23 protein-coding genes are annotated in these 24,752 nt (G+C 69.4%); 10 read left to right on the top strand and 13 right to left on the bottom strand.

What is annotated here, in order from left to right; all coding sequences use genetic code 11:
* Positions 1–181 precede the first annotated feature (181 nt).
* Together recN and AC1RQF_RS18105 are read right to left on the bottom strand one after the other, a co-directional pair.
* Positions 182–1,831: a DNA repair protein RecN gene (gene recN / locus AC1RQF_RS18100; RefSeq protein ID WP_492872641.1), complete on the bottom strand. Its 1,650-nt coding sequence runs from the start codon at positions 1,829–1,831 to the stop codon at positions 182–184.
* A gap of 23 nt (positions 1,832–1,854) precedes the next feature.
* Positions 1,855–2,757, bottom strand: coding sequence for an NAD kinase (locus AC1RQF_RS18105; protein ID WP_274001281.1), 903 nt, complete (start codon positions 2,755–2,757; stop codon positions 1,855–1,857).
* 116 nt (positions 2,758–2,873) lie between these two features.
* On the opposite strand from AC1RQF_RS18105, the gene hrcA reads away from it, so the two are divergent.
* The 3 genes from hrcA to AC1RQF_RS18120 all read left to right on the top strand — a co-directional run bounded on the left by hrcA (position 2,874) and on the right by AC1RQF_RS18120 (position 5,434).
* On the top strand, positions 2,874–3,884 hold the full coding sequence (gene hrcA / locus AC1RQF_RS18110; protein WP_274001284.1) for a heat-inducible transcriptional repressor HrcA: 1,011 nt from the start codon (positions 2,874–2,876) through the stop codon (positions 3,882–3,884).
* A gap of 70 nt (positions 3,885–3,954) precedes the next feature.
* Positions 3,955–5,022: a ferrochelatase gene (hemH, locus tag AC1RQF_RS18115; protein ID WP_274001286.1), complete on the top strand. Its 1,068-nt coding sequence runs from the start codon at positions 3,955–3,957 to the stop codon at positions 5,020–5,022.
* A 4-nt stretch (positions 5,023–5,026) separates the two neighbouring features.
* Positions 5,027–5,434 carry an RNA-binding S4 domain-containing protein gene (locus AC1RQF_RS18120; protein WP_274001288.1) on the top strand — a complete coding sequence of 136 codons (408 nt, stop codon included), beginning with the start codon at positions 5,027–5,029 and terminating at the stop codon, positions 5,432–5,434.
* On the opposite strand, the gene AC1RQF_RS18125 is transcribed toward AC1RQF_RS18120, so the two are convergent.
* Positions 5,406–5,567, bottom strand: coding sequence for a hypothetical protein (locus tag AC1RQF_RS18125; RefSeq protein ID WP_274001289.1), 162 nt, complete (start codon positions 5,565–5,567; stop codon positions 5,406–5,408). The genes AC1RQF_RS18120 and AC1RQF_RS18125 overlap by 29 nt on opposite strands.
* Positions 5,568–5,934: 367 nt before the next feature.
* On the opposite strand from AC1RQF_RS18125, the gene grpE reads away from it, so the two are divergent.
* From grpE to pabB, 5 genes are all read left to right on the top strand, one after another.
* Positions 5,935–6,486 (top strand): nucleotide exchange factor GrpE, encoded by a 552-nt coding sequence (grpE, locus tag AC1RQF_RS18130; RefSeq protein ID WP_274001291.1) that lies wholly within the window; start codon positions 5,935–5,937, stop codon positions 6,484–6,486.
* An 11-nt stretch (positions 6,487–6,497) separates the two neighbouring features.
* Positions 6,498–6,890 (top strand): thioredoxin fold domain-containing protein, encoded by a 393-nt coding sequence (locus AC1RQF_RS18135; RefSeq protein WP_274001292.1) that lies wholly within the window; start codon positions 6,498–6,500, stop codon positions 6,888–6,890.
* 143 nt (positions 6,891–7,033) lie between these two features.
* The gene (gene dnaK / locus AC1RQF_RS18140) at positions 7,034–8,989 is read left to right on the top strand and encodes a molecular chaperone DnaK (RefSeq protein WP_274001295.1); all 1,956 of its coding nucleotides are present in this window, start codon (positions 7,034–7,036) and stop codon (positions 8,987–8,989) included.
* Positions 8,990–9,232: 243 nt separating this feature from the next.
* Positions 9,233–10,369, top strand: coding sequence for a molecular chaperone DnaJ (gene dnaJ, locus AC1RQF_RS18145; protein ID WP_274001298.1), 1,137 nt, complete (start codon positions 9,233–9,235; stop codon positions 10,367–10,369).
* A 22-nt stretch (positions 10,370–10,391) separates the two neighbouring features.
* Positions 10,392–12,257, top strand: a complete 1,866-nt coding sequence (gene pabB, locus AC1RQF_RS18150; protein WP_274001299.1) for an aminodeoxychorismate synthase component I — start codon at positions 10,392–10,394, stop codon at positions 12,255–12,257.
* Between the two features lie 121 nt (positions 12,258–12,378).
* Here pabB and panB read toward each other — a convergent pair whose 3' ends face one another.
* Genes panB through hda form a run of 6 tightly spaced genes read right to left on the bottom strand, consistent with a single transcriptional unit; the run spans position 12,379 to position 17,435 of the window.
* The gene (gene panB / locus AC1RQF_RS18155; protein ID WP_274001302.1) at positions 12,379–13,197 is read right to left on the bottom strand and encodes a 3-methyl-2-oxobutanoate hydroxymethyltransferase; all 819 of its coding nucleotides are present in this window, start codon (positions 13,195–13,197) and stop codon (positions 12,379–12,381) included.
* A 41-nt stretch (positions 13,198–13,238) separates the two neighbouring features.
* On the bottom strand, positions 13,239–13,922 hold the full coding sequence (locus tag AC1RQF_RS18160; RefSeq protein ID WP_274001305.1) for a deoxynucleoside kinase: 684 nt from the start codon (positions 13,920–13,922) through the stop codon (positions 13,239–13,241).
* Positions 13,919–14,467: a 2-amino-4-hydroxy-6-hydroxymethyldihydropteridine diphosphokinase gene (folK, locus tag AC1RQF_RS18165; RefSeq protein ID WP_274001306.1), complete on the bottom strand. Its 549-nt coding sequence runs from the start codon at positions 14,465–14,467 to the stop codon at positions 13,919–13,921. The genes AC1RQF_RS18160 and folK overlap by 4 nt, the downstream gene beginning before the upstream one ends.
* Before the next feature lie 35 nt (positions 14,468–14,502).
* The gene (gene pcnB, locus AC1RQF_RS18170) at positions 14,503–16,005 is read right to left on the bottom strand and encodes a polynucleotide adenylyltransferase PcnB (RefSeq protein ID WP_274001308.1); all 1,503 of its coding nucleotides are present in this window, start codon (positions 16,003–16,005) and stop codon (positions 14,503–14,505) included.
* A complete protein-coding gene (locus AC1RQF_RS18175) occupies positions 16,002–16,688 on the bottom strand; it encodes a histidinol-phosphatase (RefSeq protein WP_274001311.1) in 687 nt (228 codons plus the stop codon). The genes pcnB and AC1RQF_RS18175 overlap by 4 nt, the downstream gene beginning before the upstream one ends.
* Positions 16,689–16,709: 21 nt before the next feature.
* The gene (gene hda / locus AC1RQF_RS18180) at positions 16,710–17,435 is read right to left on the bottom strand and encodes a DnaA regulatory inactivator Hda (RefSeq protein WP_274001313.1); all 726 of its coding nucleotides are present in this window, start codon (positions 17,433–17,435) and stop codon (positions 16,710–16,712) included.
* A 220-nt stretch (positions 17,436–17,655) separates the two neighbouring features.
* On the opposite strand from hda, the gene purM reads away from it, so the two are divergent.
* On the top strand, positions 17,656–18,711 hold the full coding sequence (gene purM, locus AC1RQF_RS18185) for a phosphoribosylformylglycinamidine cyclo-ligase (protein ID WP_274001314.1): 1,056 nt from the start codon (positions 17,656–17,658) through the stop codon (positions 18,709–18,711).
* A gap of 90 nt (positions 18,712–18,801) precedes the next feature.
* Here purM and miaA read toward each other — a convergent pair whose 3' ends face one another.
* Together miaA and mutL are read right to left on the bottom strand one after the other, a co-directional pair.
* A complete protein-coding gene (gene miaA, locus AC1RQF_RS18190) occupies positions 18,802–19,782 on the bottom strand; it encodes a tRNA (adenosine(37)-N6)-dimethylallyltransferase MiaA (protein ID WP_274001317.1) in 981 nt (326 codons plus the stop codon).
* Complete coding sequence (gene mutL, locus AC1RQF_RS18195) at positions 19,779–21,779, bottom strand: DNA mismatch repair endonuclease MutL (protein WP_274001319.1); 2,001 nt, start codon at positions 21,777–21,779, stop codon at positions 19,779–19,781. The genes miaA and mutL overlap by 4 nt, the downstream gene beginning before the upstream one ends.
* Positions 21,780–21,957: 178 nt before the next feature.
* On the opposite strand from mutL, the gene AC1RQF_RS18200 reads away from it, so the two are divergent.
* The gene (locus AC1RQF_RS18200; protein WP_274001320.1) at positions 21,958–22,635 is read left to right on the top strand and encodes a DedA family protein; all 678 of its coding nucleotides are present in this window, start codon (positions 21,958–21,960) and stop codon (positions 22,633–22,635) included.
* 84 nt (positions 22,636–22,719) lie between these two features.
* Here AC1RQF_RS18200 and AC1RQF_RS18205 read toward each other — a convergent pair whose 3' ends face one another.
* Both AC1RQF_RS18205 and AC1RQF_RS18210 read right to left on the bottom strand, forming a co-directional pair.
* Positions 22,720–23,535 (bottom strand): mechanosensitive ion channel family protein, encoded by an 816-nt coding sequence (locus AC1RQF_RS18205; protein WP_274004440.1) that lies wholly within the window; start codon positions 23,533–23,535, stop codon positions 22,720–22,722.
* A 126-nt stretch (positions 23,536–23,661) separates the two neighbouring features.
* Positions 23,662–24,498 (bottom strand): class II glutamine amidotransferase, encoded by an 837-nt coding sequence (locus AC1RQF_RS18210; RefSeq protein ID WP_492872642.1) that lies wholly within the window; start codon positions 24,496–24,498, stop codon positions 23,662–23,664.
* Positions 24,499–24,752: the final 254 nt, after the last annotated feature.

Raw genomic sequence — 24,752 nt, forward strand, 5'->3', positions numbered from 1 at the left:
GGGCGGGGCGGGGCGGGGCGGGGCGGGGCGGGGCGGGGCGGGGCGGGGCGGCCGGGCGCGCCGGCCGCGTCGCAGCGGGGCGCCTGGATTGGGTATGGCCGGTCGGTTGCGCGGGTAGTGGCGGTGCGGCTGGTCACAGGCACGGCCGGTCGGAAACACGGCCCGTGTCGCGGGCCCGTCCTCAGGCGGCGAGCATTTCCTTCGCGTGCTTGCGCGTGGTCGCGGTGATCTCCAGGCCGCCCAGCATCCGCGCGATTTCCTCGATCCGGTTCGCCTTGTCGAGCGGCACGACGGTCGACACGGTGCCGCCGTTCGCGTCCGCACCCTTCGCGACCTGATGGTGCTGGTCGCCGCGCGCGGCCACTTGCGGCAGGTGGGTCACGCACAGCACCTGGCGGATCTGGCCGAGCTGGTGCAGCAGGCGGCCGACCACTTCGGCGACGCCGCCGCCGATGCCGGTGTCCACTTCGTCGAAGATCAGGGTCGGCGTCGGGCTGGCCGCGCTCGCGATCACCGCGAGCGCGAGGCTGATCCGCGCCAGCTCCCCGCCCGAGGCGACCTTCGCGAGCGGCCGCAGCGGCACGCCCGAGTGGCCGGCGACGCGGAACTCGACCTGTTCGAGCCCGTGCGCGCCGCCGTCCGCGAGCGGCACGAGCGCGACCTCGAAGCTGCCGCCCGCCATCGACAACTCCTGCATGCCGGTGGTGACGGCCGCGCCGAGCGCCTTCGCGGCCTGCGCGCGCGCCTTCGACAGCCGTTTCGCATCGACCAGGTAGGCGTCGTGCGCTTTCGCGGCGACGGCCTCGAGCGCGCCGAGGTCGGCGGCCGCGTCGAGCGCGGCGAGCTGCGCGCGGCGCGCGGCGTGCTCGGCGTGCAGCGTGTCGGGCGGCAGGCGGAACTTGCGCGCCGTCGAATGCAGCGCGTCGAGGCGGGTCTCGACCTGGGCGAGCCGGTCGGGATCGAGGTCGAGCCGCTGCGCGTAGTGCGACAGCGAATACGCGGCTTCCTGCAGCTGGATCTCCGCCGGTTCGAGCGAGGCGAGCGCGTCGTGCAGCGCGGCGTCGTATTCGGCGAGCCCGCGCAGCTTCGAGACGATCGCGCCGAGCTGGGTCAGCATCGCGTCGTCCGACTCGGACAGCGCGCCGAGCGCCGCCTGCACGCCGTCGATCAGGTTCGCCGAGTGCGACAGGCGGCGATGCTCGGCGCCGATCTCCTCCCATTCGCCGGGCTGCGGCGCGAGCTTGTCGAGCTCGGCGAGCTGCCATGCGAGCTTCTCGCGTTCGAGCTGGCGCTCGCGCTCGTGCGCGCGCGCGGCGTCGATCGCCTGGGTCGCGTCGCGCCACACGCGCCAGCCGCGCGCGACGGCGGCCGCATCGGCGACGAGGCCCGCGTGCGTGTCGAACAGCTCGCGCTGCGCGTCCGGCCGCATCAGCAACTGGTGCGCGTGCTGGCCGTGGATGTCGACCAGCATCTCGCCGACCTCGCGCAGTTGGGCGAGGGTCGCGCTGGTGCCGTTGATGAAGGCGCGCGAGCGGCCGTTCGCGTCGACCACGCGGCGCAGCATCACGACGTCGTCGGCGACGAACGCATGCTCGTCGAGCCAGCGCACGACCCGGTCGTGCGGGGTGAATTCGGCGCTGATGTCGGCGCGCGTGCAGCCCGTGCGCACGACGCTCGCGTCGGCGCGTTCGCCGAGCGCGAGCGCGAGCGCGTCGATCAGGATCGATTTGCCCGCGCCGGTCTCGCCGGAGAAGACGGTGAAACCGCGCTCGAATTCGAGGTCGAGCGCGGCGACGATGACGAAGTCGCGGATCGAGAGATGACGAAGCATGAGGGGCTGTGCGGGAGAAGGCGTCAGGACGCCGGGTCGTCGTCGAGCGACGGATGTTCGTTCCAGTGCAGCTTCTTGCGCAGCGTCGCGTAGTAGCTGTAGCCGACCGGATGCAGGAACGGCACGGTGTGCTTCGAGCGGCGCACCTCGATCGAGTCGTTCAGCTCGAGCGCGGTGAACGACTGCATGTCGAAGTTCACGTTCACGTCGCGCCCGCCGATGATCTGGATCCGCACCCGGGAGTCGTCGGGCAGCACGATCGGCCGGTTCGACAGCGCGTGGGGCGCGATCGGCACGAGCACGATGCCCTGCAGCTGCGGATGCAGGATCGGGCCGGACGAGGACAGCGCGTAGGCGGTCGAGCCGGTCGGCGTGGCGACGATCAGGCCGTCGGAGCGCTGGTTGTACATGAAGCGGCCGTCGACCGACACGCGCAGCTCCGCCATCCCGGAGAAGCCGCTGCGGTTGACGACCACGTCGTTGAAGGCGAGCGCGTGGTAGATCGGCTCGCCGTCGCGCATGATGCGGGCCTCCAGCAGCGTGCGCTCCTCGCGCTCGAAGCTGCCGGTCAGCATCATCGGCACCAGCTCCTGCATGTCCGACGCGGAAATGTCGGTGATGAAGCCCAGCCGGCCGTGGTTGATGCCGATCAACGGGGTCTTGTAGGGGGCGAGCTGGCGGCAGATGCCGAGCATCGTGCCGTCGCCGCCCAGCACCACCGCCACGTCGGCGCGCGCGCCGATCTCGGCCGGGGTGAGGGCCGGGTAGCCGGTGATACCGGTTCCGTGCGCGGTGTCGGCCTCGAACACGACCTCGAAGCCGCGCTTCGCGATGCAGGCGGCGAGCGCGGCGAGCGGCTCGACGATGCCGGGCGTGTTGCTGCGCCCCACGAGCGCGACGGTATGGAACTGATTGCCGGTTTTCATGCCGGCATTACACCATAGCTCGATGACGAAAAGAACCGCTCGGCGCGCCGGCGCGCCGTTCGGCCGGGTTGCGCCGCGCTCGCGGCCGAGGCCGGGTTGCGCTAGAATTTTTCCCCATGCTAGATCCCCGCGCACGAACTCTCCTCAAGACGCTGATCGAACGGTATATCGCCGACGGTCAGCCGGTCGGCTCGCGCACGCTGTCGCGGCATTCAGGGCTGGAACTGAGCCCGGCCACGATCCGCAACGTGATGTCGGACCTGGAGGAGCTGGGGCTGGTCTCGAGCCCGCATACGTCGGCCGGCCGCGTGCCGACGCCGCGCGGCTACCGGCTGTTCGTCGACACCATGCTGACGGTCGAGGCGCCGGACGCGGTCACCCGGCTCGTGCAGGCCACGCTGCAGGCGGGCGAGCCGCAGAAGGTGGTGGCGGCCGCGGCGGGCGTGCTGTCGAGCCTGTCGCAGTTCGCCGGGGTCGTGCTGACCCCGCGCCGCAGCCACGTGTTCAAGCAGGTCGAGTTCATGCGGCTGTCGGACAAGCGGATCCTGCTCATCATCGTCACGCCGGAAGGCGACGTGCAGAACCGCATGATGGCGACCCAGCGCGACTACTCGCCGGCCCAGCTGACCGAGGCGTCGAACTACATCAACGCGCATTTCGCGGGTTTGTCGTTCGACGAGGTGCGGCGCCGGCTGCGCGAGGAGATCGACCAGCTGCGCGGCGACATGACCGCGCTGATGCACGCGGCCGTCACCGCGAGCACCGAGGTGCCGGACGAAGAGGATACGGTGCTGATTTCCGGCGAGCGCAACCTGCTGGAAGTGGCCGACCTGTCGTCCGACATGGCGCGGCTGCGCAAGCTGTTCGACGTGTTCGACCAGAAGACGAGCCTCCTGCAACTGCTCGACGTGTCGAGCCACGCGCAGGGGGTGCAGATCTTCATCGGCGGCGAATCGACGCTGGTGCCGATCGAGGAGATGAGCGTCGTGACGGCGCCGTACGAGGTCAACGGCACGATCGTCGGCACGCTCGGCGTGATCGGGCCGACCCGGATGGCCTACAACCGGGTGATTCCGATCGTCGACATCACCGCGCGGCTCCTGTCGCTGACCCTGAGCCAGCAGTAGCCGGGCGCCCGCCCGAGCCGGCCCGCTATAATGTGTTTCGTTCGATTTGGTGCTCCGGCACGTCCTGCCCATGCGTTTTGATCTCGAACCGCCGTCGCACGCCGCGGCGGCCCATCGCGTCGCGGTGCTGCTGATCAACCTCGGTACGCCCGACGAGCCGACGCCCCGCGCGGTGCGCCGCTACCTCGCCCAGTTCCTGTCCGACCCGCGCGTGGTCGAGATTCCCCGGGCCGTCTGGCAGGTGATCCTGCGCACGCTGGTGCTGCCGCTGCGCGGCCGCGCGTCGGCGAAGAAATATGCGTCCGTCTGGCTGCCCGAGGGCTCGCCGCTGCGCGTCCATACCGAGCGCCAGGTCGAGGGCCTGCGGCCGCTGTTCGCCGCGAACGGCTATCAGGTGCTGGTCGACTACGCGATGCGCTACGGCACCCCCTCGATCGGCACGGTGCTGTCGCAGCTGCGCCGCGCGGGCGCCGAGCGCGTGCTGCTGCTGCCCCTGTACCCGCAGTATTCGGCCTCGACCACCGCCACCGCGTTCGACGACGCGTTCGTCGCGCTGCGCCGCATGCGCAACCAGCCCGAGGTGCGCACGGTGCGCCACTACGCGGACCATCCGGCCTATATCCACGCGCTGGCCGAGCAGGTGCGCCACTACTGGGACGCGCACGGCCGCCCCGATTTCGCCGCCGGCGACAAGCTCGTGCTGAGCTTCCACGGCGTGCCGAAGCGCACGCTCGACCTCGGCGATCCCTATCACGACCAGTGCCAGCAGACGGCCGCGCTGCTGATCACGGCGCTCGGGCTCACCACGCTCGAATGCCGGGTCACGTTCCAGTCGCGCTTCGGCAAGGCGGAATGGCTGCAGCCCTATACGGAGCCGACGCTGCGCGAGCTGGGCGAGGCCGGGGTGCGCCGCGCGGACGTGTTCTGCCCGGGCTTCACCGCCGATTGCCTGGAGACGATCGAGGAGATCGGCATGGAGGTGCGCGACGCGTTCCTCGGCGCGGGCGGCAAGGCGTTCCACCGGATCCCGTGCCTGAACGCGTCGCCCGCGTGGATCGCGGCGCTCGGCGAGATCGCGGCGGAAAACCTGCAAGGCTGGCCGGTGCGGCCGGTCGCGCACACCGAGGCGATGGCCTGACGCGATGAACTACCGGATCTCGACCGAACCCGGCGCGCGGCTGCGCATCGACAAGTGGCTGTGGGCCGCGCGTTTCTTCAAGACCCGCTCGCTCGCGGCCGACGCGGTCGACAAGGGGCGGGTGCGGATCGGCGGGGCGGCCGTCAAGCCGTCGAAGGAAGTGCGGGTCGGCGACCAGGTGGAGATCGCGATCGAAAGCGTGGTCTGGCAGGTCGACGTGCTCGGGGTGTGCGACACGCGCGGGCCGGCGAGCGTCGCCCAGCAGCTCTACGCGGAAACCGCGGCGGGCCGCGAGCGCAGGCTCGCCGAGCAGGAGCGCCGCCGGAACTTCCGGGAACCCGCGGCGGAACTGCACGGGCGGCCGACCAAGCGCGACCGGCGGATCATCGACAAACTTTCGGGTGAGCGCTGAACATCTGGTCGAAGGTGGCGCGCGCGCTGCCGTATTCGGTGGTGCGCTCGGTCACGGCGCCGGACAGGCAGATGGTCGTGGTGCCCGCAATGAGTACCAGGGCGACCATCGAGATGGCAAAGGTCAGTTTCACGGTACTCCCCTCGAGAAGACGGGTGAAAACGCGGCCACGGGATCGATGTCAGGCATTCGTCAGGGCAGGGCATCCCTGCTCTTCAGGCTGCCTGACTGGAGTGTAGTGCAGGGGCCCGCCCGGCTGCTAGAGGCGGCCGCGTAAGGGTTGTTACCGCGGGTTTCCGCCCGCCGCACGGGCGTTCGGTCGCGCACCGGCGCGGTGACGGGCTGCCGGGAAACGGTGCGTCGCGCGGACAAAGACCCTCTTGAAATTGTTGTCTTGGGCCCCATTTGCACTATCGTTGTGCGGCCTCCGGCCGGCGTGGCTCGAACCGCGCGGCGGGACGCCGTTTTGGCTTTAACCTCTAACACGACTTTTCAGCGACATGGAAAACACGCAAGAGAACCCGGCTGGCCAGACGGCCGACGAAACCGGCCGCGACCCGGCCGCCGCCGAGGCCGCCCAGGCCGCCGACGCCGCGCCCGCTGCCGAAGCCGCGCTCGCCGAGGCCCAAGCCAAGATCGTCGAGCTGCAGGAAGGCTTCCTGCGCGCGAAGGCCGAGACCGAGAACGTGCGCCGCCGTGCGCAGGACGACGTGTCGAAGGCGCACAAGTTCGCGATCGAGAGCTTCGCGGAGAACCTGTTGCCCGTGCTCGACAGCCTCGAAGCCGCGCTCGGCGACACCTCGGGCGACCTCACGAAGGTGCGCGAGGGCGTCGACCTGACGCTGCGCCAGCTCCAGAGCGCGCTCGAGAAGGGCCGCGTGACGGCGATCAACCCGGTCGGCGCGAAGTTCGATCCGCACCAGCACCAGGCGATCTCGATGGTGCCGGCCGAGCAGGAGCCGAATACCGTCGTCGCAGTGTTGCAAAAAGGCTACACGATTGCCGACCGCGTACTGCGTCCGGCACTCGTGACCGTCGCCCAGCCGAAGTAAGCGCGGACGCAATGGCGGGCGTGGACGTCGACGCGACGGCATTTGCGGTGTTCGGCATGGCGCCGCTCGACGCCGCGAACTTCGACGCCGGCCTCGCCGCCGCGGGCGATGCGCTCGCGGTCGTGTTTTTCTGGGGCGTCGACTGCTTCAACTGCGAGATCGCCAAGAAAGCGATGCTCGCGCAGCCCGACGCGATCCGCGCGCTCGACCTTAAATGGTTCCAGAGCAATGTCTACGAACACCGCGAGCTGGCGCGCCGCTTCGTGCTGCACGGCGTGCCGACCTGGTTCTTCTTCCATCGCGGCAAGCGGCTCGGGCGGGCCACCGGCTGGCACGGGCTCGCGCAGTTCGAGGCCGCGACGGCCGCGGCGCGGGCGAAGGTCGCGGCCGCGGGCGGCGATTGAAAAAATAAATAGCCGCATCGGTTTCAGGGTCTTGAAAACGGCGCGGCAGCACTTATTTCGAGTGCAGAGTTGAATTTGGCGTGGGGAATCGGGTAAAAAGGCCGGTTTTCCGCAGCGATCAAGATTTCTGGAGATTGAAGAAAATGGGAAAGATCATCGGTATTGACCTCGGCACCACGAATTCGTGCGTGGCCGTGATGGAAGGCAACCAAGTCAAGGTCATCGAGAACTCGGAAGGCGCGCGCACCACGCCGTCGATCATCGCCTACATGGACGACAACGAAGTCCTGGTCGGCGCGCCCGCCAAGCGTCAGTCGGTGACCAACCCGCGCAACACGCTGTTCGCGGTCAAGCGCCTGATCGGCCGCCGCTTCGAAGAGAAGGAAGTGCAGAAGGACATCGGCCTGATGCCCTACGCGATCATCAAGGCCGACAACGGCGACGCATGGGTCGAGGCGCACGGCGACAAGCTCGCGCCGCCGCAGGTGTCGGCCGAAGTGCTGCGCAAGATGAAGAAGACGGCCGAGGACTACCTCGGCGAGCCGGTCACGGAAGCCGTGATCACGGTGCCCGCGTACTTCAACGACAGCCAGCGCCAGGCGACCAAGGACGCCGGCCGCATCGCGGGCCTCGAAGTGAAGCGGATCATCAACGAGCCGACCGCGGCCGCGCTCGCGTTCGGCCTCGACAAGGCCGAGAAGGGCGACCGCAAGATCGCCGTGTATGACCTCGGCGGCGGCACCTTCGACGTGTCGATCATCGAGATCGCGGACGTCGACGGTGAAATGCAGTTCGAAGTGCTGTCGACCAACGGCGACACCTTCCTCGGCGGCGAAGACTTCGACCAGCGCATCATCGATTACATCATCGGCGAGTTCAAGAAGGAGCAGGGCGTCGACCTGTCGAAGGACGTGCTCGCGCTGCAACGCCTGAAGGAAGCGGCCGAGAAGGCGAAGATCGAGCTGTCGTCGGGCCAGCAGACCGAAATCAACCTGCCGTACATCACGGCCGACGCATCGGGTCCGAAGCACTTGAACCTGAAGATCACGCGCGCCAAGCTGGAAGCGCTGGTCGAGGAGCTGGTCGAGCGCACCATCGAGCCGTGCCGCATCGCGATCAAGGACGCGGGCGTCAAGGTCTCGGACATCGACGACGTGATCCTGGTCGGCGGCCAGACCCGCATGCCGAAGGTCCTGGAGAAGGTGAAGGAGTTCTTCGGCAAGGATCCGCGCCGTGACGTGAACCCGGACGAGGCCGTCGCCGTCGGCGCGGCGATCCAGGGCCAGGTGCTGTCGGGCGACCGCAAGGACGTGCTGCTGCTCGACGTGACCCCGCTGTCGCTCGGCATCGAGACGCTCGGCGGCGTGATGACGAAGATGATCAACAAGAACACCACGATCCCGACCAAGCACGCGCAGGTGTACTCGACCGCGGACGACAACCAGGGCGCGGTGACGATCAAGGTGTTCCAGGGCGAGCGCGAGATGGCGGCGGGCAACAAGCTGCTCGGCGAATTCAACCTGGAAGGCATCCCGCCGGCGCCGCGCGGCGTGCCGCAGATCGAAGTGACCTTCGACATCGACGCGAACGGCATCCTGCACGTCGGCGCGAAGGACAAGGCGACCGGCAAGGAAAACAAGATCACGATCAAGGCGAACTCGGGCCTGTCCGAAGCCGAGATCGACCAGATGATCAAGGACGCGGAAGCGAACGCGGCGGAAGACCACAAGCTGCGTGAGCTGGCCGATTCGCGCAACCAGGGCGACGCGCTCGTCCACAGCACGAAGAAGGCGGTCGCCGAGTACGGCGACAAGCTGGACGCGGGCGAGAAGGACAAGATCGAGGCCGCGCTGAAGGAGCTGGAGGACGTGCTGAAGAACACGTCGGCCGACAAGGCGGCGATCGATGCGAAGATCGAGGCGCTCTCGACGGCGTCGCAGAAGCTCGGCGAGAAGATGTACGCCGACATGCAGGCGCAGCAGGCCGGCGCGGCGGGTGCGGCCGGTGCGGCCGGCGCGGCGGAAGGCGCGGCGCACGGCGGCGCGCAGCAGGCCGACGACGTGGTCGACGCGGACTTCAAGGAAGTGAAGAAGGACTAAGCCGGGTTGCAGTTGAACCGCGAGCCGCGCGCGGCGACGCGCGCGGCGCGGCTGACTCGGATCCGTCTCCGTCGCCGGAAGCACGGATCACCCCTAGCCTGGCGGGCCTCGCGGCCCTCCGGGCGCATTTGTTTTATGGCGGGCGGCGCCGGCACGACGTGTCGGCGCCGCTCAACAAGTCGCAAGACTTTACTGGAAGCGAGAGGAGCCGCCGCGCGCGTTGAGCGGCGGTATTGAACCGATATGGCGAAACGGGATTACTACGAGGTTCTGGGCGTCGCGAAGAATGCGAGCGACGACGAAATCAAGAAGGCATATCGCAAGCTCGCGATGAAGTACCACCCCGACCGCAATCCGGACAGCAAGGATGCGGAAGAGCATTTCAAGGAAGTGAAGGAAGCCTATGAAATGCTGTCGGACGGCCAGAAGCGCGCGGCGTACGATCAGTACGGCCACGCCGGCGTCGATCCGAACGTGGGCGGCGCGGGCGCGCAGGGCTTCGGTGGTTTCGCCGATGCGTTCGGCGACATCTTCGGCGACATCTTCGGCCAGGCCGCGGGCGGCGCCGCGCGCGGCGGCCGCGGCGGCCCGCAGGTGTATCGCGGCGCGGACCTGCGCTACAGCATGGAAATCACGCTGGAGCAGGCGGCGCACGGCTACGACACGCAGATCCGCGTGCCGAGCTGGGCGTCGTGCGACATCTGCCACGGCTCCGGCGCGAAGCCGGGCACCAAGCCCGAAACCTGCCCGACCTGTCACGGCCAGGGCACGGTGCGGATGTCGCAGGGTTTCTTCAGCATCCAGCAGACCTGTCCGAAGTGCCACGGCACCGGCACCTACATCCCGGAACCGTGCGTGCATTGCCACGGCTCGGGCAAGGTGAAGGAAAACAAGACGCTCGAGGTGAAGATCCCGGCGGGCATCGACGACGGCATGCGGATCCGCTCGGCCGGCAACGGCGAGCCGGGGATCAACGGCGGGCCGTCGGGCGACCTGTATGTCGAGATCCACATCAAGCCGCACGCGGTGTTCGAGCGCGACGGCGACGACCTGCACTGCCAGATGCCGATTCCGTTCACGACGGCGGCGCTCGGCGGCGAGATCGAGGTGCCGACGCTGGCGGGCCGCGCGAGCTTCACGGTGTCGGAAGGCACGCAGTCGGGCAAGACGTTCCGGCTGCGCGGCAAGGGCATCAAGGGCCTGCGTTCGAGCATCGCCGGGGACCTCTACGTGCATGTGCAGGTGGAAACGCCCGTGAAGCTCACCGAGCAGCAGCGCGACCTGCTCAAGCAGTTCGAGAAGTCGCTGGCGGAAGGCGGCGGGCGCCACAGCCCGCAGAGCAAGAGCTGGTTCGATCGCGTGAAGAGCTTCTTCGAGTGACGGGCCGATAAGGTGAAGCGGGATGGCTGAGCTTGACGGGAGCGCGGTCTTCGCGCTCCTCGACGATTGCGACTCGACCGCGGCGACGCGGTCGAGTCGCTTGTATACCGGGTTCTCGCACGAACGCATGTGCACCGATCCGGCGACGCTCGATGCGGTCTGCGACGCGGTCGCGGCCGATGCGCGGCGCGGGCTGCACGCGATCGTGCTCGGCGACTACGGGTTCGGGCGGAATCTGCAACTGGCGCAGCCAGGCGATGCGCCGCTGCGTTTTCTGTTGTTCGACCGGGTCGAGCGCTTGTCGCGCGAGGAGGCCGACGGCTGGCTCGCGCAGCGCGACGGCGGCGCGGCGACGCCGTCGGTCGCGGGCGTCGCGCGGGTGCGCAAGAGCGTCACGCGCGCGGCATTCGACGCGGCGCTCGCGGCGGTGCAGCGCGCGCTGCGCGACGGCGATTCGTATCAGGTCAACTACACCTACCGGCTCGATTTCGATGCGTTCGGCGCGCCGCTCGCGCTGTATCGGCGGCTGCGCGCGCGTCAGCCGGTGCGCTACGGCGCGCTGATCGCGCTGCCGGACGACGGCTGGATCGTGTCCTGCTCGCCCGAGCTGTTCATCGAGAAGGCGGGCGCCCGGCTGCGCGCGCGGCCGATGAAGGGCACCGCGCCGCGCGCGGCCGAGCCCGCGGCCGATGCGGCCATGGCGCGGCTCCTCGCGAACGATCCGAAGAATCGCGCGGAAAACGTGATGATCGTCGATCTGCTGCGCAACGACGTGTCGCGCGTCGCGCGCACCGGCAGCGTCCGGGTGCCCGCGTTGTTCTCGGTGGAGCCGTATGCATCGGTATGGCAGATGACCTCGACGGTCGAGGCCGAGCTGCGCGACGGCGTGCGCTTCGCGGACGTGCTGCGCGCGCTGTTCCCGTGCGGCTCGATCACGGGCGCGCCGAAGCACGAGACCCTGAAGCTGATCGACGCGCTCGAGAGCACGCCGCGCGGGCTGTATACGGGCGCGCTCGGCTGGCTCGACGCCGCGTCGGACGACGGCGCGCATCCGTGCGGCGACTTCTGCCTGTCGGTCGCGATCCGCACGCTGACGCTTGCCCCGGCCGACGCCCAGGGGCGACGGCGCGGCGTGATGGGCGTGGGCGCGGGGATCGTGCTCGACAGCGTCGCGGCGGACGAATACGCGGAGTGCGAGCTGAAGGCGCGCTTCCTCACGGGCGCGGAGCCGGGCTTCGCGTTGTTCGAGACCATGCAGGCGACGCGCGCCGACGGCGTGCGCCATCTCGATCGCCACCTCGCGCGGCTGCGCGCGAGCGCGGACGCATTCGGTTTCGCGTACGACGAGGCCGCCTTGCGGGCGGCGCTCGCGGCGCGTTGCGCGGCGTTCGACGAACCGGGCGCGCATCGCGTGCGACTCGCGCTGGCCAAGGACGGCGCGCTCGAACTCACGGGCGCGCCGCTCAAGCCGCTCGCGGACGGGCCGGTGGGCGTGATGCTCGCGTCGGAGCACGGTTTCGCGGCGGTGCCGTCGGGCGATGCGCTGCTGCTGCACAAGACCACGCGGCGCGCGCACTACGATCGCGCGTGGCAGCAGGCGGAGCAGCAGGGCTGCTTCGACATGCTGTTCGTCAACGAGCGCGGCGAGCTGACGGAAGGCGGGCGCTCGACGGTGTTCGTCAAGTTGGATGGACGCTGGTATACGCCGCCGCTCGCATCGGGCGTGCTGCCGGGGGTGATGCGCGGAGTGCTGCTGGAGGATCCGCTGCTCGCCGCGAGCGAGCGGGTATTGACGCAGGACGACCTGCTGCGCGCGGAAGCGCTGATGCTGAGCAATGCGTTGCGCGGCGCGGTCGCGGCGCGGCTGGCGCGCGCGCCCGGGGGCTGAGCGGGCCGCGTCGTCGGCGGGGGCGTTCCGGTCGCAGTCGCCCGCCGCGCGGGCCGCGATCACGTTGCTCGTTTGCGGACGGCGCGTTCGCGCCCGCCCGCATCACCCGCCGTTCAGGCGTTCAGAACGAATGCTCGGGCCCCGGGAAGCTCCCGTCCTTCACCGCGTGCACATACGCCTCGACCGCGGCAAAGATGCCGCCCGGCTGGCCGTGCATGAAATCCTTCACGAAGCGCGGCCGCTTGCCGGGGAACACGCCCAGCATGTCGTGCAGCACCAGCACCTGTCCCGAGCAGTCGACGCCCGCGCCGATGCCGATCGTCGGCACCCGCAGCAGCTGCGTGACCTCGGCCGCGACCAGCGTCGGGATCGCCTCCAGCACGACGAGCTGCGCGCCCGCCGCTTCGATCGCGCGCGCGTCGCGCAGCAGCTGCGCCGCGCCCGCCTCGGTCTTGCCCTGCACCTTGAAGCCGCCGAACGCATGCACCGATTGCGGCGTGAGGCCGAGGTGCGCGCACACCGGCACCGAGCGCTCGACCAGGAAGCGCACCGTCTCCGCGAGCCATTCGCCGCCCTCCAGCTTGACCATCTGCGCGCCCGCGCGCATCAGCTTGACCGCGCTCGCGAACGCGTCGGCCGGCGTGCCGTAGGTGCCGAACGGCAGGTCGGCGACCACCAGCGCGCGCGGCTGCGCGCGCGCGACGCTGGCCGTGTGGTACGCGATCTCGTCGAGCGTGACGGGCAGCGTCGTGGTCTGCCCTTGCAGCACGTTGCCGAGCGAATCGCCGATCAGCAGCACGTCGACGCCCGCGCGGTCGAGCAGCGCGGAAAAGCTCGCGTCGTAGCAGGTGAGCATCGCGATCTTCTCGCCGGCGTCGCGCATGGCCTGCAGCTTGGGGACCGTCACGGCCGGCCGGCTCGATTCCTGGAGATAGGTCATGGGTGTTCCGATTCGATGGGTGAAGGAAAGGGCGCGCCGCCTCAACGGGCGGCGCCGCCCTTGACGAAGTATTCCTTGCGGCCGCGCATCGTCTCGATCCGGTCGACGAGCAGCGCAAGGTCTTCGGGGGATTCGAGCGGATTCAGGTGTTCCGCCGCCACGGTCAGCACGGGGGTGCGATCGTAGTGATAGAAGAATTCGTTGTACGCGTCGGAGAGCGCGCGCAGATAGCTGTCGCTGATCTGCTGCTCCATCGCCACGCCGCGCTTCTGGATCCGCGCGTACAGCACCTCGGGCGTCGCCTGCAGGTAGACCACGAGGTCGGGCGCGGGCGCGCTCGTATCGACCTGCGCGGCCAGCGCGCGATACAGCTGCCACTCGTCGTCGGGCAGCGTGAGCCGCGCGAAGATCTCGCTCTTCTGCAGCATGAAATCGGTGACGAGCGGCGTGCCGGCCGCGTAGGCGGCGGTGATCTCGCGCGCCTGCTGCGCGCGCTGCAGCGTGAACGACAGCTGCGCGGGCAGCGCGTAGCGCGCGGTGTCGCGATAGAAGCGTTCGAGGAACGGGTTGTCCTGCGGGCGTTCGAGCAGCGGCTGGGTCGACCAGCGCGCGGCGAGCCGCTTCGCGAGCGAGGTCTTGCCCACGCCGATCGGCCCCTCGATCACGAGGTGGCGGCACGGCGGCCGCGAGTCGGGCGGCGTGACGGTCAGGGGTGCGGCGTTCATTGGCAGGTGGGTTTGCCGGGCTGCGCGCCCGCTTCGTCGGCGAGCGTGCGCAGCAGTTGGCATTGGCAGGACTGGACCTTCTCGATGCGCTGCGACGCGACGGCGGCGAGGAAGGCGTCGGCGCGGCCGAGCGCGGGGATCTCGAGCGCCGGGTCGATCTCGACGAGCGGCACGAGCGCGAACGCGCGTTCGGTCAGGCGCGGGTGCGGCACCACCAGGTCGGGGCTGTCGATCCGGTGCGCGCCGTACAGCAGGAGGTCGATGTCGAGCGTGCGCGGGGCGTTGCGGTACGGGCGCTCGCGGCCGAAGTGATGCTCGATCTTCTGGCACAGCGCGAGCAGCTCGTGCGCGTCGAGCGGCGTGTCGATCTTGACGACGCAGTTGTAGTAGTCGTCGCCGCCGGCGTCGATGGGCGCGGTGCGGTACAGGCTCGACTTGCCGCACACGGTGACCGTGTGCTGCTGCGCGAGACAGACGACCGCGTCCTTCAGCGCCTGGCGCGCGTCGCCCAGATTGGCCCCCAGTCCGAGATAAGCAACCGTCATGGCATCACTTCCTGCATCGTTCGACCGCGTGCGCGTCAGTCGCCTTGCTGCGGCGTCTGTTCCGTGCCGTCGTCCGGCGTGCGATTGCGCGCGCCGCCTCGGCGGCGACGCTTGCGCGGTGATTTCTCCTTGGTGCCGCCCTGCGTGAGCAGCGCTTCACGCTGCGCGATGTCGCCGTCGATGAAATCCGTCCACCATTGGCCGACCTCGCCGTCCAGCTCGCCGGACTCGCAGCGCAACAGGAGGAAATCATACCCCGCTCTGAATCTTTGGTGTTCCAGCAGCCGCAGCGCGCCGCGGCCCGAGCGTTTCTCGAGGCGCAGCTGCAGCCCCCAGATCTCGCGCATGTCGGCCGAGAAGCGCTTGTGGATCGCGAGCTTCTCGGTCTGCATGTCGAGCACGTCGTCCATCGCGCGGTTGAGCGCCGGCACCGGGAATTCGCCCTCGGCCACGTATTGCTCGTAGCGCTGGCGCATGTCGTGCCACAGCAGCGTCGCGAACAGGAAGCCCGGCGACACCGGCTTGCCCGCGCGCACGCGCGCGTCGGTGTTGTTGAGCGCGAGGCGGATGAATTTTTCGCCCTGCGGCTGTTCGAGCACGACGTCGAGGAGCGGCAGCAGCCCGTGGTGCAGCCCTTCGGCGCGCAGCCGCGTGAGGCAGGCGAGCGCGTGGCCGGACAGCAGCAGCTTCAGCATCTCGTCGAACAGGCGCGCGGCCGGCACGTTGTTGATCAGGTCGGCCAGCTCCTGGATCGGCGCGCGCGTATGCGGCTCGATCTCGAAGCCGAGCTTCGCCGCGAAGCGCACCACGCGCAGCATCCGCACCGGATCCTCGCGGAACCGCGTGGCCGGATCGCCGATCATCCGCAGCAGGCGCGCGCGCATGTCGGCCATGCCGTCGTGGTAGTCGAGCACGGACTGCGTGGCCGGGTCGTAGTACATCGCGTTGATCGTGAAGTCGCGGCGCGTCGCGTCCTCGTGCTGCTCGCCCCAGACGTTGTCGCGCAGCACGCGGCCGCTCGCGTCGACCGCATGGGTGCGGCGGTCGAGCTCGTCGCGCTTGAGGCGCTTGGCGGGCGGCGGCGGCGCGTCGCCGGCGGCCTGCGGGTCGACCAGCGCGCGGAACGTCGACACCTCGATCAGTTCCTGGCCGAACTGCACGTGCACGATCTGGAACCGGCGGCCGATCAGGCGGGCGCGGCGGAACAGGCGCTGCACCTCGGTCGGCGTCGCGTCGGTGGCGACGTCGAAGTCCTTCGGCGCGATCCCGAGCAGCAGGTCGCGCACCGCGCCGCCGACGATGAACGCGCGGAAGCCCGCCTGTTGCAGCGTGTCGGTGACGCGCACGGCGTTCTTCGAGATCAGCGCGGGATTGATGCCGTGCACGCCGGCCGGCACGATGGTCGGCTCGGTCCGGCGGGCCGGGGCGGCGGCGCGCGCGGCTTGGGCGCCGCGCGGGGCACGGGCGGGGGTGTCGGTTGCCTGGGCCGCGTCGGCGGCCTCTTGTCCGAGCAGCTTGCGGATGAGTTTTTTGATCACGACGGTTGGAAAAGATCGAGGATGCGCCAGCCATGCGTTTGCGCATGCGCGCGCAGGGTGGCGTCGGGGTTGGTCGCGATCGGGTCGGTGACCTGTTCGAGAAGCGGGATGTCGTTGTGCGAGTCGCTGTAGAAGTAGCTGTGCTCGAAATCGCCCAGCTGCTTGCCGAGCGACGCGAGCCAGGCCTGCGTGCGGACGATCTTGCCTTCGCGATAGCTCGGCGTGCCCGTCGGGCGGCCGGTGAACGCGGAGTCGGGATGGCCGTCGACGGTCTCGACCTCGGGCGCGATCAGCGCATCGATGCCGAATGCGGCGGCGATCGGCCGCGTGATGAATTCGTTGGTCGCGGTGACCAGGCAGCACAGGTCGCCCGCGTCCTGGTGGCGGCGCACGAGTTCGAGCGCCGCCGGCAGCATCGCCGGCCGGATCACCTCGTGCATGTATTGCGCGTGCCATTGCGCGAGCTGCGCGCGCGAATGGCGCGCGAGCGGCGTCAGCATGGCGATCAGGTAAGCGTGGATATCGAGTTTGCCCGCCTTGTAGTCGGCGTAGAAACGATCGTTCTGCCGCGAGAAGCTGTCCGCGTCGACGATGCCGAGTTTCACCATGAAACGACCCCATTCGTGGTCGCTGTCGGTGGGGATCAGCGTGTGATCCAGGTCAAAGAGTGCCAGATTAGTCATGGAAGCGCATTTTACTTGAAGCTACTTGAGCCGGCCGGAAGCGCCGTCGTCGTGCTCGGGCGTGGCCAGCATCGTGCGCAGCAGCGGCAGCGTGACCGCGCGCTTTTGCGCGAGCGAGAACCGGTCGAGCGCGTCGAGCAGCGCCATCAGGCTTGGCATGTCGCGGCGGAAATGGGTGAGCAGGTAGGCGGGCACGTCGTCGGCGAGCGCGATGCCGCGTTCCTTCGCCGCCCGCTTGAGTACGGCCGCCTTGCCCTCGTCGGACAGCGGCGCGAGATGGAACACGAGCCCCCAGCCGAGCCGGGTGCGCAGGTCTTCGCGCACGTCGAGCGCGAGCGGCGCGGCAGGGCCCGTCGCGACCAGCGCGCTCGACGGATGCGCGCGCACCTCGTTGAACAGGTTGAACACCGCGATCTGCTGGGTGTCGCTGAGCGCGTCGCAGTCGTCGACCGCGTACAGCGACACGCGCGGCTCGAAGGTGAAATCGCCAAGCCCGCTTTGCGGGCCCAGGTAGCGCGCGCAACCGTACGAGGTGTCGTGCACGAGCGCCTGCAGCAGGTGGCTGCGGCCGCTGCCCGGTTCGCCCCAGACGTAGAACGTGCGGTCGGCCACCGGGCCGGCCGCGAGCGCGAGATCGAGCCGGCGCAGGCGCGTGACCAGTTCGTCGTTCGCGCCGATGTAGAAGTTGTCGAACGTGGAGGGCGGCGGGGTGCCGAGATCGAGCGTCAGTTGCCGGGTAACAGTCACGGTTCGAATCGGGTCGGGTGAAGCGGGCCGGGCATGCCGCGTCCGGCCGCCCGACGCGCGCGGCCGGACGCGGCGCGAAGCCGGGCCGGGCGCGGAGCGGGCGTCAAAATCGGGGACGAATTCGGCAAGATGCTTTCCCTGGTGGATCGGTGCGGGGAATTCCGGCCGGGCGTCCGGCTTCGGGTAAAATCGCATTTTACCGACCTTCTTGCCTTTCCCCATGAATCCTCCGAAATCCGCTCCTGGCGCCCAGGGTCTCTCCTATCGTGACGCGGGCGTCGACATCGACGCGGGCGACGCGCTCATCGACAAGATCAAGCCGTTTGCGAAGAAAACCCTGCGCGATGGCGTGCTGGGCGGCATTGGCGGATTCGGCGCGCTGTTCGAGGTACCGAAGAAGTATCGCGAGCCCGTGCTCGTGTCGGGCACCGACGGCGTCGGCACCAAGCTCAAGCTCGCGTTCCACCTGAACCGCCACGACACGGTCGGCCAGGATCTCGTCGCGATGAGCGTGAACGACATCCTCGTGCAGGGCGCCGAGCCGCTGTTTTTCCTCGACTATTTCGCGTGCGGCAAGCTCGACGTGGACACGGCGGCCACCGTCGTGCAAGGCATCGCGACCGGCTGCGAGCTCTCGGGTTGCGCGCTGATCGGCGGCGAGACGGCGGAAATGCCGGGCATGTATCCGGACGGCGAGTACGACCTCGCGGGCTTCGCGGTCGGCGCGGTCGAGAAGAGCAAGATCATCGACGGCAGCACGATCGTGCCGGGCGACGTGGTGCTGGGCCTCGCGTCGAGCGGCATTCATTCGAACGGCTTCTCGCTGGTGCGCAAGATCATCGAGCGCGCGAACCCCGACCTGTCGGCGGATTTCCACGGCCGTTCGCTGGCCGACGCGCTGCTCGCGCCGACCCGCATCTACGTCAAGCCGCTCCTCGCGCTGATGCAGAGCCTCGCGGTCAAGGGCATGGCGCACATCACGGGCGGCGGGCTCGTCGAGAACATCCCGCGCGTGCTGCGCGACGGCCTGACCGCCGAACTCGACCAGGCGGCCTGGCCGCTGCCGCCGCTGTTCAAGTGGCTGCAGGAGCACGGCGGCGTCGCCGACGCGGAAATGCACCGCGTGTTCAACTGCGGGATCGGCATGGCCGTGATCGTCTCGGCGGCGGATGCCGACGAGGCGGTGCGCCAGCTGAGCGCGGCAGGCGAGCAGGTGTGGAAGATCGGCGTCGTGCGCGAGAGCCGCGAAGGCGAGGCGCAGACCGTCGTGGTCTGACGCGCCGCGCGGGCCCGTGCGGTCCGCTTCCATATCAAAAAAGCCCGGCTGTATCAGCCGGGTTTTTTTGCGTGCGCAATTCGCGCTGATTCACGCGCGCCGGTCGGGCGGCGCGTCGAGCAGCCGTTCGAGCGCATCCACTGCGCGCGCGGTCGCATCGTCGGCGCAGCAGTCGACCACCACGCGCTCCGGCATCGAGCGCAGCCACGTGAGCTGGCGCTTGCACAGCTGGCGCGTGGCGAACACGCCCTTGTCGCGCATGGTCCGGTGGTCGGTGAGCCCGTCGAGGAATTCCCAGGCCTGCCGGTAGCCGACGCAGCGCATCGACGACAGCCCGAGATGCAGGTCGGGCCGCCGGCGCAGGTGTTCGACCTCGTCGATGAAGCCCGCCTCCAGCATCGCGTCGAAGCGCTCGGCGATGCGCGCATGCAGCACCGCGCGGTCGGACGGTTCGAGCGCCACCGGCATGAAACGGTAGCGGGCGGCGTCCGCATCCGCGCGCGGCGGGACGGCGAGCAGCGCCGACAGCGGCTGCCCCGTCAGCATCAGCACCTCCAGCGCGCGCTGGATCCGCTGCGCGTCGTTCGGCGCGAGCCGCGCGGCCGTGACCGGATCGGCGGCCGCGAGCCGCGCGTGCAGCGCCGGCCAGCCGTCGCGCGCCGCCTCGGCGTCGAGCGTGGCGCGCAGGTCGGGATCCGCGCCGGGCAGGTCGTTCAGGCCCTGGGTGAGGGCCTTGTAGTAGAGCATCGTGCCGCCCGCGAGCAGCGGCGTGCGGCCGCGCGCGATGATCGCGTCGACGAGCCGCAGCGTATCCGTGCGGAATTCGGCGGCCGAGTACGCGTCGGCCGGGTCGAGGATGTCGATCAGGTGGTGCGGGACCTGCGCGCGCTCGGCGCGGCTCGGCTTCGCGGTGCCGATGTCCATGTCGCGGTAGACGAGCGCCGAATCCACGCTGATGATCTCGACCGGCCGCCGCGCCGCGAACGCCAGCGCGGCGGCCGTCTTGCCCGATGCGGTCGGGCCGAGCAGGCAGGCGACCGTGCGCGGCGCGGCGAGAGGCGGCGCGCTCATTGGCCGCGCATGAAGAGACGATCGAGGTCGCCGAGCGTGAGCTGGTACCAGGTCGGCCGGCCGTGATTGCACTGGTCCGCGCGCTCCGTCGCCTCCATCTGGCGCAGCAGCGCGTTCATCTCGTCGAGCGTGAGGCGCCGGTTCGCGCGCACCGCGTGATGGCAGGCGAGCGTGCCGAGCAGTTCGTGCTGGCGCTCCGTCAGCACGCGCGAGCCGCCGAACTCATGCAGGTCGGCGAGCACCGCGCGGGCCAGCGCCGTCAGATCGGCGTCCTTGAGCAGCGCCGGCACCGCGCGGATCGCGAGCGTGGTCGGCGACAGCACGGCCAGATCGAAGCCGAGCGCATCGAGCGTGTCGCGTTCCTCCTCGACCGTGCCGATCTCGACCGCCGTCGCGTTCATCGACACCGGCAGCAGCAGCGCCTGCACCGCGATCGACCGGTCCGCGAGCGCGCGCTTGAATTGCTCGTAGAGGATCCGCTCGTGCGCGGCGTGCATGTCGACGATCACGAGGCCGTGGGCGTTTTGCGCGAGCACGTAGATGCCGTGGATCTGGCCGAGCGCGAAGCCGAGCGGCTGAGCGTCGTGGGCGTCCTGCGCGGCCGCGCCTTCGCCTTGCCAGGCCGGCGGCGCGGCGAACGGCGCGCGTTCGCCGGCATCGGGCGCCGCCTCCGCGCCCGTCGTGCCGGGCAGCGTGCCGGCGCCGCTGTCCTTGCGGCCGAACAACGCGTCGTACAGCGCGAGCGGCTGCGCGACCGGCAGCGTGCCCTGGGTCATTCGCGACTGGCGCTGCCAGAGGCTGCCGCCCGCGCCGCCGCCCGACAGCCCGCCGCCGCCCGTCGGTCGCGCGAAGCCGCCGGACTGGCCGAGCGGCGTGGCCTGGAACGAGGCCGGCGCGGCGCCGGGCGCGAGCTGCGCGGCGTGGCCGCCCGCCGTGGTGTCCGGCGAGGCGCCCGCGTGCCGCGCGAGCGAGCGCTGCACCGCGTGGAACACGTATTGATGGATCGAGCGGGAATCGCGGAAGCGCACCTCGATCTTCGACGGATGGACGTTCACGTCGACCGCCTCGGGCGGCAGGTCGAGAAACAGCACGTAGGACGGGTAGCGATCACCGTGCAGCACGTCCTCGTAGGCGGCGCGCACCGCGTGGGTGAGCAGCTTGTCGCGCACGAAACGGCCGTTCACGAAGAAATACTGCTGGTCCGCGCGGCCGCGGCTCGCGGTCGGCAGGCCCGCGCAGCCGTAGACCGCGAGCGGCCCGGCGCGTTCGTCGAGCGGCAGGTGGGCGGTCGCGAACGCGTCGCCGAGGATCTTCGCGACGCGCTGCGCGGGTTCGCTCGCGTTCCAGTGCTCGACGGCCTTGCCGTTGTGAAGCACCGAGATCGCGACGTCCGGCCGCGCGAGCGCCGCGCGGCGGATCATTTCGAGGCAATGGCCGAATTCGGTCTGCTCGCTTTTCAGGAACTTGCGGCGCGCGGGCGTGTTGAAGTACAGCTCGCGGACCTCGATCGTCGTGCCGCGCGTGCCGGCGGCGGGCGACAGCACGCCCGTCTGCGCGTCGATCCGGGTCGCGTGCGCGGCTTCCTCGGTGCGGCTCGTGATGAACAGCTCCGCGACCGAGGCGATCGACGCGATCGCCTCGCCGCGGAACCCCAGCGTCGCGACCGCCTCCAACTCCTCCAGCGAGCGGATCTTGCTGGTCGCGTGGCGCATCAGCGCGAGCGGCAGCTCGTTTTCCGGGATCCCGCAGCCGTCGTCGGTGATCGCGATGCGCTTCACGCCGCCTTCCTCGAGCACGATGCGCAGCGTGCGCGCGCCGGCGTCGAGCGCGTTCTCGAGCAGCTCCTTGACGACCGACGCGGGCCGTTCGACCACTTCGCCCGCGGCGATCTGGCTGATCAACTGGTCGGGCAGCGGCTCGATCGCGCGCAGCGGGCGCGGGGCGGAGGGCGGGTCGCCGGGCAGGTCGCCCGCGGCAGTTTCGGAGATATCGGACATGACGGAATTATAACGAGGCCGCGCGTCGGCCGCGGAGCGCGCGAACGTGGGCCGGCTCACGCCGCGCGCCAAAATTTCACGGCCGCGCAGAGTACTTTCTGTATGATTACGCGTGGTTTTTTGCCGTCGGGCGCGGTGCCCGGCGGGCGCACACATCCCCTGGAAAGAAGGAAACGCATTGGATACGCTGCTTCATTTCGTCAATCTTGTTCTGCATATCGATGCATTCCTCGGTGATTTCATCCGGCAATACGGCGCCTGGGTCTACGTGGTGCTGTTCCTGATCGTGTTCTGCGAAACCGGGCTCGTGATCTTCCCGTTCCTGCCCGGCGATTCGCTGCTGTTCATCGCGGGCGCGTTCGCCGCGACGGGGGAGATGGAACTGGCCGCCCTGATCCTGTTGCTGCTGGTCGCGGCGATCGGCGGCAACACGGTGAACTACCTGATCGGCCGGAAGATCGGGCCGAAGGTCTTCAATACGCATATTCCGGGGCTGGAACGCTTCCTGGATCGCGCCGCGCTGCAGAAAACCCACGATTTCTACGAAAAGCACGGCGGCAAGACCCTGGTGCTCGCGCGCTTCATCCCGGTGGTGCGGACCTTCGCGCCGTTCGTCGCGGGCGCGTCGTCGATGGAAGTCGGCAAGTTCCAGCTGTTCAACGTGGTGGGCGCGCTGATCTGGGTGCTGCTGCTCGTGTTCCTCGGCTACTTCTTCGGCAACATCCCGTTCATTCGTCACTACCTGAACGTGATCGTGCTGGTGGGGATCGGCGCGGCGATCATCCCGCTGCTGCTCGGCGGGCTGTGGAAGCTCGTGCGCGGCAAGGGCCAGAGCGGCAAGGTCGAACGCCGCTGAGCGATCGGCCTCGCCAGGCTGAATCCGGCGTGACCCGCGGGCCGCGCTTTTTACGTGCGCGGCCGACCGTGCGATCGAGGTCGGTTACGACGCCGTGCGATGTGCGACCGGCGTTTCCGGCGTCGGATAGTGCGCGTCGCGGAACGTGTCGAGGATCACGCGGTTGGTGTCGCAATACACCTGCCAGTAGTTGGCCGGTTGCGTCGACGGCCGCACGAACAGCAGCGGGCCTTCCGGCGTGAACTGCAGCACGCCGACGTCGGGCGCCGGTTCGGCGATGACGTTCGGGACCTGCGCGATCGCGGTTTTCAGGCGCGCGATCGCGTCGACCGCGTCCACCCCGTTGGCGATCTTCGCGGTCAGGTCGACACGCCGGTACGGCATGATGCTGTAGTTGGTGATGTTGTCGGAGAAGATCTTGTTGTTGCCGACCAGCGTGACCAGGTTGTCGGGCGTCAGGATCGTCGTGCCGAACAGGCCCAGCTCCTGCACCGTGCCCGTCACGCCGCCCGCCGAGATCACGTCGCCGACCTTGAACGGGCGCAGCACCTGCATGAACACGCCGGCTGCGAAATGCGCGAGCAGGCCGCCCCACGCGGTGCCGACCGCGAGGCCGAGGCCGGCGAGCAGCGCGGCGAACGAGGTGGTCTGCACACCGAACACCTGCAGGATCGCGAGGACCAGCAGCATGGTGAGCAGCACGCCGACCACCGAGGTCAGGTAGCGCGACAGCGTCGGATCGACCTTGCCGCTGCGGTTCACGATGCGGCCGAGCAGATGGGTGACGAGCTTGATCGCCCAGCGGCCGATGATCCACAGCGCGATCGCGGCGAGGACCTTGAGGCCGAAATCGAGGCCGCGGGTCAGCAGGAATTCATGAACGGAAGCCAGATCCAAGATGGGTTCTCCGAAGTGAGGGGAAAGAGGGCGATGCGGTTGCCCGCGGCGCAGGCGCTGCGCCGGATGCGGCCGGGGCGCGCTGCAAGGCTTCGGCCGGGCGCGGCCCGATTCGTTCCCGCGGGCACGCTACACGCGGTGCTGCGGGGCAAAGGCGTGCTGGGTGATGACGCCGCGATGCGCGATGATCGCCGTGCCTTCCGGCACTTCCTCCCACGCTTGCGGCAGGTCGACGAGCGGCTCGGACAGCACGAGGAACGCGTCGTCGCCGACGGCCGCGATGCGCGGATCGTGCGGGTAGAGTTCGTGCAGATGGCGGAACGACGTGCTGTGAAACAGCGTGCGGGATTGCCGCTCGCTCGAATAGCGGACCGCGACGATCCGCTCGCCGTCGGTCGCGCAGACCGTCATGTTGAGCGGTGCATCGACGCCGTGCTTCGCGGCGGTTTCCTCGATCGTCGCGACCATGCGTGCGAGCGCGCGCACCGGATCCTGGGTGAGCCCGAAGGTCAGCGCGAGATGGAACATCACCTCGGAATCGGTGGAGCCCTCGATCGACGCGAACAGCGCGGGATCGATGCGCATCATGAGGTCGCGCCGCAGCGTCTGATAGCGGCGGATCAGGCCGTTGTGCGCGAACAGCCAGCGGCCGTGGCGGAACGGATGGCAGTTGGTTTCCTGGACCGGCGTGTCGGTGGCCGAGCGGATGTGCGCGACGAACAGCGGCGCATGGATCGCGCGCGCGGCTTCATGCAGGTTGCGGTCGTTCCAGGCCGGGTTGACCGAGCGGTAGCGGAACGGCAGTTCGTCCGGACGGCCGTACCAGCCGATGCCGAAGCCGTCGCCGTTGGTGGTGGTCGCGCCCAGGCGCGCGTGAAGGCTTTGATCGATCAGCGAATGCTTCGCGCGGAACAGCACGGTTTCGAGCTGGATCGGGTTGCCGGTGTAGGCGAGCCAGCGACACATGGTGCGCCTCCGGAGGCGGTGAGGTCTGCCAAGGATAGCGGATTTCGGCACGGGCATACGAAAGCGGAAGTTGCCGCGCCGCGCACGCGGGGCGACCGCGATCGTCTGCGTCATGAACCCGCGACGCATCGTCGGCTGGCATGCGACGCGCATGGAACCGGTAAGCTGTGCGGATGCGCGTATTCGCCGAGCAAACATGGGTGGGGCAAACGCGGGCGGCGAATTCGTCGGGATACGCCGGCCCCATGGCAGCC

It is taken from the genome of Burkholderia sp. GW821-FHT14F03 (genome assembly GCF_058803765.1).

Excerpts from the sequence above, each read along its gene's own strand:
- recN (WP_492872641.1), bottom strand. The coding sequence starts at position 1,831 with ATGCTTCGTCATCTCTCGATCCGCGACTTCGTCATCGTCGCCGCGCTC.
- AC1RQF_RS18105 (WP_274001281.1), bottom strand. The coding sequence starts at position 2,757 with ATGAAAACCGGCAATCAGTTCCATACCGTCGCGCTCGTGGGGCGCAGC.
- hrcA (WP_274001284.1), top strand. The coding sequence starts at position 2,874 with ATGCTAGATCCCCGCGCACGAACTCTCCTCAAGACGCTGATCGAACGG.
- hemH (WP_274001286.1), top strand. The coding sequence starts at position 3,955 with ATGCGTTTTGATCTCGAACCGCCGTCGCACGCCGCGGCGGCCCATCGC.
- AC1RQF_RS18120 (WP_274001288.1), top strand. The coding sequence starts at position 5,027 with ATGAACTACCGGATCTCGACCGAACCCGGCGCGCGGCTGCGCATCGAC.
- grpE (WP_274001291.1), top strand. The coding sequence starts at position 5,935 with ATGGAAAACACGCAAGAGAACCCGGCTGGCCAGACGGCCGACGAAACC.
- AC1RQF_RS18135 (WP_274001292.1), top strand. The coding sequence starts at position 6,498 with ATGGCGGGCGTGGACGTCGACGCGACGGCATTTGCGGTGTTCGGCATG.
- dnaK (WP_274001295.1), top strand. The coding sequence starts at position 7,034 with ATGGGAAAGATCATCGGTATTGACCTCGGCACCACGAATTCGTGCGTG.
- dnaJ (WP_274001298.1), top strand. The coding sequence starts at position 9,233 with ATGGCGAAACGGGATTACTACGAGGTTCTGGGCGTCGCGAAGAATGCG.
- pabB (WP_274001299.1), top strand. The coding sequence starts at position 10,392 with ATGGCTGAGCTTGACGGGAGCGCGGTCTTCGCGCTCCTCGACGATTGC.
- panB (WP_274001302.1), bottom strand. The coding sequence starts at position 13,197 with ATGACCTATCTCCAGGAATCGAGCCGGCCGGCCGTGACGGTCCCCAAG.
- AC1RQF_RS18160 (WP_274001305.1), bottom strand. The coding sequence starts at position 13,922 with ATGAACGCCGCACCCCTGACCGTCACGCCGCCCGACTCGCGGCCGCCG.
- folK (WP_274001306.1), bottom strand. The coding sequence starts at position 14,467 with ATGACGGTTGCTTATCTCGGACTGGGGGCCAATCTGGGCGACGCGCGC.
- AC1RQF_RS18175 (WP_274001311.1), bottom strand. The coding sequence starts at position 16,688 with ATGACTAATCTGGCACTCTTTGACCTGGATCACACGCTGATCCCCACC.
- purM (WP_274001314.1), top strand. The coding sequence starts at position 17,656 with ATGAATCCTCCGAAATCCGCTCCTGGCGCCCAGGGTCTCTCCTATCGT.
- miaA (WP_274001317.1), bottom strand. The coding sequence starts at position 19,782 with ATGAGCGCGCCGCCTCTCGCCGCGCCGCGCACGGTCGCCTGCCTGCTC.
- mutL (WP_274001319.1), bottom strand. The coding sequence starts at position 21,779 with ATGTCCGATATCTCCGAAACTGCCGCGGGCGACCTGCCCGGCGACCCG.
- AC1RQF_RS18210 (WP_492872642.1), bottom strand. The coding sequence starts at position 24,498 with ATGTGTCGCTGGCTCGCCTACACCGGCAACCCGATCCAGCTCGAAACC.